We start from the raw sequence: 5881 nt of genomic DNA, 5'->3' as shown, positions 1-5881 counted from the left end.
GCTTTTTCAGTCTCTCCCCCGTAGTAATCCTCACTTTTTTCAGCCGCTTGCCTGCAGTCGTTAGCACTGCCATTCATCCCCCCAGTCAGTGCGTTCGTCGGTGTCATGACGCTCATCGTGACGCTCGGCCGGTCGTTGCATTTCGGTTTTCCCATGGCGCCGGGCGGCATGCGCAACGCCAATTTCGAACTGGAAAATCGCTCCGGATGTCGGCGTGTTGCGGCAATCTCGCATCGGCCTTTCGGCCAACGTTGTTTTAAGTGGCGGTTGAGGGGCGCTGTGGTTGGTAAAATGCGCCGACCGCTTCAGAATCCCGTGCCCTCCCTGTGCCCTCAATGTCCCGCTCCCTCGAAATTCTCAACGAAGTCTTCGGCTATCCCGCTTTTCGAGGGCAACAAGGCGAGATCGTCGAACACGTCGCTGGCGGCGGCGATTCGCTCGTGCTCATGCCGACCGGCGGCGGGAAATCGCTCTGCTACCAGATTCCGGCGCTCGTGCGCCACGAGGCGGGACAGGGTGCGGGCATCGTGGTTTCGCCGCTGATCGCGCTGATGCAGGACCAGGTGGCGGCGCTCACCGAAGTGGGCGTGCGCGCCGCGTATCTCAATTCGACGCTGAGCGGGGCAGAAGCCGCGGCGACCGAGCGGGCGCTGCGCGAAGGCGAGCTCGACCTGCTTTACGTGGCGCCGGAGCGCCTGATGACCGCGCGCTTTCTCGATCTGCTCGAGCGCACGCGCATCGGCCTGTTCGCGATCGACGAGGCGCACTGCGTGTCGCAATGGGGGCACGATTTCCGCCCCGAGTACATCCAGCTGTCGGTGCTGCACGAGCGCTTTCCGGACGTGCCGCGCATCGCACTCACCGCGACCGCCGACGCGATCACGCGCGACGAGATCGTGCACCGCCTCGCGCTCGACGATGCGCGCATCTTCGTGTCGAGCTTCGACCGCCCGAATATCCGCTACCGCATCGCCGAAAAGGACAACGCGCGCACGCAACTGCTCGATTTCATTCGTGCGGAACATACGCGCACGGACGGCACGACCGACGCGGGCGTGGTCTATTGCCTGTCGCGCCGCAAGGTCGAAGAGACCGCTGAGTGGCTCAAGGGGCAGGGCGTGCGCGCGCTGCCGTATCACGCCGGCATGGAGTTCGAGGTGCGCCAGAAGCACCAGGAACTGTTCCAGCGCGAGGAGGGCGTGGTGATGTGCGCGACCATTGCCTTCGGCATGGGCATCGACAAGCCGGACGTGCGCTTTGTCGCGCACATGGATCTGCCCAAGAGCGTGGAGGGCTACTACCAGGAGACCGGCCGCGCGGGCCGCGACGGGCTGGCGGCCAATGCGTGGATGGCCTATGGGCTGGGCGACGTGGTGCAGCAGCGCAAGATGATCGACGAGTCCGACGCCGACGATCAGCACAAGCGCGTGCAGACAGGCAAGCTCGACGCGCTGCTAGGTCTCTGCGAGACGGCCACGTGCCGGCGCGTGCGGCTGCTCGCGTACTTTGGCGAAGAGAGCCAGCCCTGCGGCAACTGCGACAACTGCCTGGAGCCGCCCGCCACATGGGACGCCACGCGTGAGGCGCAGATGGCGCTGTCCTGTGCGTTTCGTGCGCAACGCGCGAGCGGTTTCAACTTCGGCGCAGGGCACCTGATCGACATTCTGCGCGGTAACCGCAACGAGAAGATCCTGCAGCGCGGGCACGAGAAGATTTCCACTTTCGGCATCGGTGCGGCGCTTTCGGAGCCCGAATGGCGTGCGATTTTCCGGCAACTGGTGGCATTCGGCTATCTCACCGTCGATCACGACGGCTACGGCGCGCTCGTGCTCACCGAGGCGAGCAAACCTGTGCTCAAGGGCGAGCAAAAGGTCACGATGCGCCGCTACGTGAAGCCCACGCGCACGCGTGCGTCGTCGAGTCGCACGAGCGAGCGCGCCGACCCGACCCTGGGCATGAGCCCGCGTCAGCGCGCGCGCTGGGAGCGCCTGCGTCTGTGGCGCACGGAGACCGCAAAGAGCGAGGGCGTGCCGGCCTACGTCATCTTCCACGACGCCACGCTGGCGGAAATCGCGCGCAACGGCCCCGAGTCCGTGGACGATCTGCGCGATATCGCGGGTATTGGCGCGCGCAAGCTCGAGCGTTTCGGTGAGGAACTGGTCGAAGTCGTCGGTGACGATTGATTCGCAACTGACGCACCGATTAACGGTGAGCGGCGCTTTTAATGCAGTCGCACCGTCACGCTTTGTTCATATTCTCCGTCATCCGAAATACCTCAAGTCGTTGACTCGCTTGGTATTTTCGGAATATCATGCTGGGTTCCGGTTCTTGGGATGTCTGCGCTCGTCGCGCGTTTCAGGGCCCGGAGTTCTCGTAAGAGTTTAGATGCATGGTTTTCCGCTTTGCCCGGAAATAAATGCGTCGATTTTGTTCAATTTCAGGAATAAACAATGCCAACCATCAATCAACTGGTTCGCAAAGGCCGCACTTCGGAAGTTACGAAGAGCAAGTCGCCGGCCCTGCAGGACTGCCCTCAGCGTCGCGGCGTGTGCACCCGCGTGTACACGACGACGCCGAAGAAGCCGAACTCGGCACTTCGTAAAGTTGCCAAGGTTCGTCTGACGAACGGCTTCGAAGTCATTTCGTACATCGGTGGTGAAGGCCACAACCTGCAGGAACACTCGGTTGTGCTGATCCGCGGCGGCCGTGTCAAGGACTTGCCGGGTGTGCGTTACCACATGGTTCGCGGCTCGCTGGATACCCAGGGCGTCAAGGATCGTAAGCAGGCTCGTTCGAAGTACGGCGCGAAGCGCGCGAAGGCTGCGAAGTAAGAGTCGAGCGTCGTCTGCGCTTTCGGGCGTTGGCGATACAAGCGACAGGTGCCGGATTGGCCGGTGCTGTCGAGTAAGTGGTCACCCGACCAGGCTGGTAAGTCGTAATGGATGAATCGGGTTAGTTGGTGGCCGCGGAGCGTAGGGTTCCCTCCACGCTTCAACTGAAAAGTTAAAGGAAGAAACATGCCGCGTCGTCGCGAAGTCCCCAAGCGGGAAGTGTTGCCGGATCCGAAGTTCGGTAACGTTGATGTAGCCAAGTTCATGAACGTGCTGATGCTCTCCGGCAAGAAGTCGGTTGCCGAGCGTATCGTGTACGGCGCTTTCGAACAGATCCAGACCAAGGGTGGCAAGGACCCGCTGGAAGTGTTCACTGTCGCGCTCAACAACGTGAAGCCGGTGGTGGAAGTTAAGAGCCGCCGCGTTGGTGGTGCGAACTATCAGGTTCCGGTCGAAGTGCGCCCCTCGCGTCGTATGGCATTGGCGATGCGTTGGCTGCGTGAAGCCGCGAAGAAGCGCAGCGAGAAGTCGATGGCCCTGCGTCTGGCAGGTGAACTCTCCGAAGCGGCCGAAGGCCGTGGCGGCGCGATGAAGAAGCGCGACGAAGTTCACCGGATGGCAGAAGCGAACAAGGCGTTCTCGCACTTCCGTTTCTAAGAGAAGACCCCATCTGGGGTTAGCTCGAAAGACGGAAAAAATTCCGGGCGGGTGCGCTTATCAAGCGCCTCGCCCGTTTGTGTTCAGGCGTGTTGGGATCGACCCGGTCGGGTTTGACCCCATACGCACCTCCCGATAGAGGATCAAAGTGGCTCGCAAGACTCCTATCGAGCGCTACCGTAACATCGGTATTAGCGCTCACATCGACGCCGGCAAGACGACGACGACCGAGCGCATTCTGTTTTACACCGGCGTGAACCACAAGATTGGTGAAGTTCACGACGGCGCTGCGACCATGGACTGGATGGAGCAGGAGCAGGAGCGTGGCATCACGATTACCTCCGCTGCTACGACCGCGTTCTGGAAGGGCATGGGCGGTAACTACCCCGAACACCGCATCAACATCATCGACACCCCGGGCCACGTTGACTTCACGATTGAAGTTGAACGCTCGATGCGCGTGCTCGACGGCGCATGCATGGTCTACTGCGCAGTGGGCGGCGTTCAGCCCCAGTCGGAAACCGTGTGGCGTCAGGCTAACAAGTACAAGGTTCCCCGTCTCGCGTTCGTCAACAAGATGGACCGTACGGGCGCGAACTTCTTCAAGGTCTACGACCAGCTGAAGACGCGTCTGAAGGCGAACCCGGTTCCGGTCGTGGTGCCTATCGGCGCAGAAGACACGTTCCAGGGCGTGGTCGACCTGATCAAGATGAAGGCGATCATTTGGGACGAAGCGTCGCAAGGCACGAAGTTCGACTACGTCGACATCCCCGCTGAACTCGTTGACTCGTGCAACGAATGGCGCGAAAAGATGATCGAGTCGGCTGCTGAAGCCAGCGAAGAGCTGATGGAAAAGTACCTCGGCGGCGAAGAGCTGACCGAAGCGGAAGTCGTCAAGGCAATCCGCGACCGTACCATCGCTTGCGAAATCCAGCCGATGCTGTGCGGCACCGCGTTCAAGAACAAGGGCGTGCAGCGTATGCTCGACGCCGTGATCGACTTCCTGCCGTCGCCGGTGGACATTCCCCCGGTCACGGGCGAACTCGAAAACGGTGAGAAGGCAGAGCGCCGTGCAGCTGACGACGAAAAGTTCTCGGCACTCGCGTTCAAGATCATGACCGACCCGTTCGTCGGCCAGTTGATCTTCTTCCGCGCGTACTCGGGCGTCGTCAACTCGGGCGACACGGTGCTGAACTCGACCAAGGGCAAGAAGGAACGCCTCGGCCGTATTCTGCAGATGCACGCGAACAACCGCGAAGAAATCAAGGAAGTTCGTGCAGGCGACATCGCCGCAGCCGTTGGCCTGAAGGAAGCAACCACGGGCGACACGCTGTGCGACCCGCAAAACCCGATCATCCTGGAACGCATGATTTTCCCGGAGCCGGTGATTTCGCAGGCTGTCGAGCCGAAGACCAAGGCTGACCAGGAAAAGATGGGCCTCGCCCTGAACCGCCTGGCACAGGAAGACCCGTCGTTCCGCGTCCAGACGGACGAGGAATCGGGCCAGACCATCATTTCGGGTATGGGCGAGCTCCACCTCGAAATTCTGGTCGACCGTATGAAGCGTGAATTCAACGTGGAAGCGACCGTCGGCAAGCCGCAGGTTGCATACCGCGAAACGATCCGCTCCACGGCGAAGGACGTCGAAGGCAAGTTCGTCAAGCAGTCGGGTGGTCGCGGCCAGTTCGGTCACGCTGTCATCACGCTTGAGCCGAACGAGCAAGGCAAGGGCTACGAGTTCCTGGACGAGATCAAGGGTGGTGTGATTCCGCGTGAATTCATCCCTGCGGTCGACAAGGGTATCCAGGAAACGCTGAAGGCAGGCGTGCTGGCGGGCTTCCCGGTCGTCGACGTCAAGGTTCACCTGACGTTCGGTTCGTACCACGACGTTGACTCGAACGAAAATGCGTTCCGCATGGCCGGTTCGATGGCGTTCAAGGAAGCAATGCGCAAGGCGCAGCCGGTCATCCTCGAACCGATGATGGCTGTCGAAGTCGAAACGCCGGAAGACTACATGGGCAACGTGATGGGCGACCTGTCGGGCCGTCGCGGTATCGTCCAGGGCATGGAAGACATGGTTGGCGGCGGCAAGATCGTTCGCGCCGAAGTGCCGCTGTCGGAAATGTTCGGCTACTCGACGTCGCTGCGCTCGCTGTCGCAAGGCCGCGCAACGTACACGATGGAATTCAAGCACTACGCAGAAGCACCGCGTAACGTGGCCGACGCGATCATCAGCGCGAAGGCGAAGTAAGCATCGGCGCTCATTTGAGCACGCAGCGGATCGGGCGGGTGCCCGGTCCGCATCGCATAGTCACCGGTTCACCACTTTTTTGAAAGAAGAGAAACATGGCAAAAGGTAAATTCGAACGGACCAAGCCGCACGTCAACGTCGG

The 5881-nt window shown here is 61.1% G+C and carries 4 protein-coding genes; all 4 read left to right on the top strand.

Going from position 1 to position 5881, the window contains the following annotated elements; all coding sequences use genetic code 11:
- Window positions 1-335 precede the first annotated feature (335 nt).
- The 4 genes from recQ (at window position 336) to fusA (ending at window position 5739) form a co-directional block, all read left to right on the top strand.
- Complete coding sequence (gene recQ, locus BBA01S_RS39195; RefSeq protein WP_027821137.1) at window positions 336-2183, top strand: DNA helicase RecQ; 1848 nt, start codon at window positions 336-338, stop codon at window positions 2181-2183.
- Window positions 2184-2450: 267 nt separating this feature from the next.
- A complete protein-coding gene (rpsL, locus tag BBA01S_RS39190; protein ID WP_027821136.1) occupies window positions 2451-2831 on the top strand; it encodes a 30S ribosomal protein S12 in 381 nt (126 codons plus the stop codon).
- A gap of 186 nt (window positions 2832-3017) precedes the next feature.
- Window positions 3018-3488 carry a 30S ribosomal protein S7 gene (gene rpsG / locus BBA01S_RS39185; protein WP_006053291.1) on the top strand — a complete coding sequence of 157 codons (471 nt, stop codon included), beginning with the start codon at window positions 3018-3020 and terminating at the stop codon, window positions 3486-3488.
- 148 nt (window positions 3489-3636) lie between these two features.
- Window positions 3637-5739: an elongation factor G gene (gene fusA, locus BBA01S_RS39180; protein ID WP_027821135.1), complete on the top strand. Its 2103-nt coding sequence runs from the start codon at window positions 3637-3639 to the stop codon at window positions 5737-5739.
- Window positions 5740-5881: the final 142 nt, after the last annotated feature.

The organism is Paraburkholderia bannensis NBRC 103871, from assembly GCF_000685015.1.
Classification (GTDB): domain Bacteria; phylum Pseudomonadota; class Gammaproteobacteria; order Burkholderiales; family Burkholderiaceae; genus Paraburkholderia; species Paraburkholderia bannensis.
The sequence above is the reverse complement of the archived record's forward strand: the minus strand, read 5'-3'. Positions and strand labels throughout refer to the sequence as shown.

What these genes read in the sequence shown, in the direction of transcription:
- recQ (WP_027821137.1), top strand. Translation starts at nt 336, where the DNA reads ATGTCCCGCTCCCTCGAAATTCTCAACGAAGTCTTCGGCTATCCCGCT.
- rpsL (WP_027821136.1), top strand. Translation starts at nt 2,451, where the DNA reads ATGCCAACCATCAATCAACTGGTTCGCAAAGGCCGCACTTCGGAAGTT.
- rpsG (WP_006053291.1), top strand. Translation starts at nt 3,018, where the DNA reads ATGCCGCGTCGTCGCGAAGTCCCCAAGCGGGAAGTGTTGCCGGATCCG.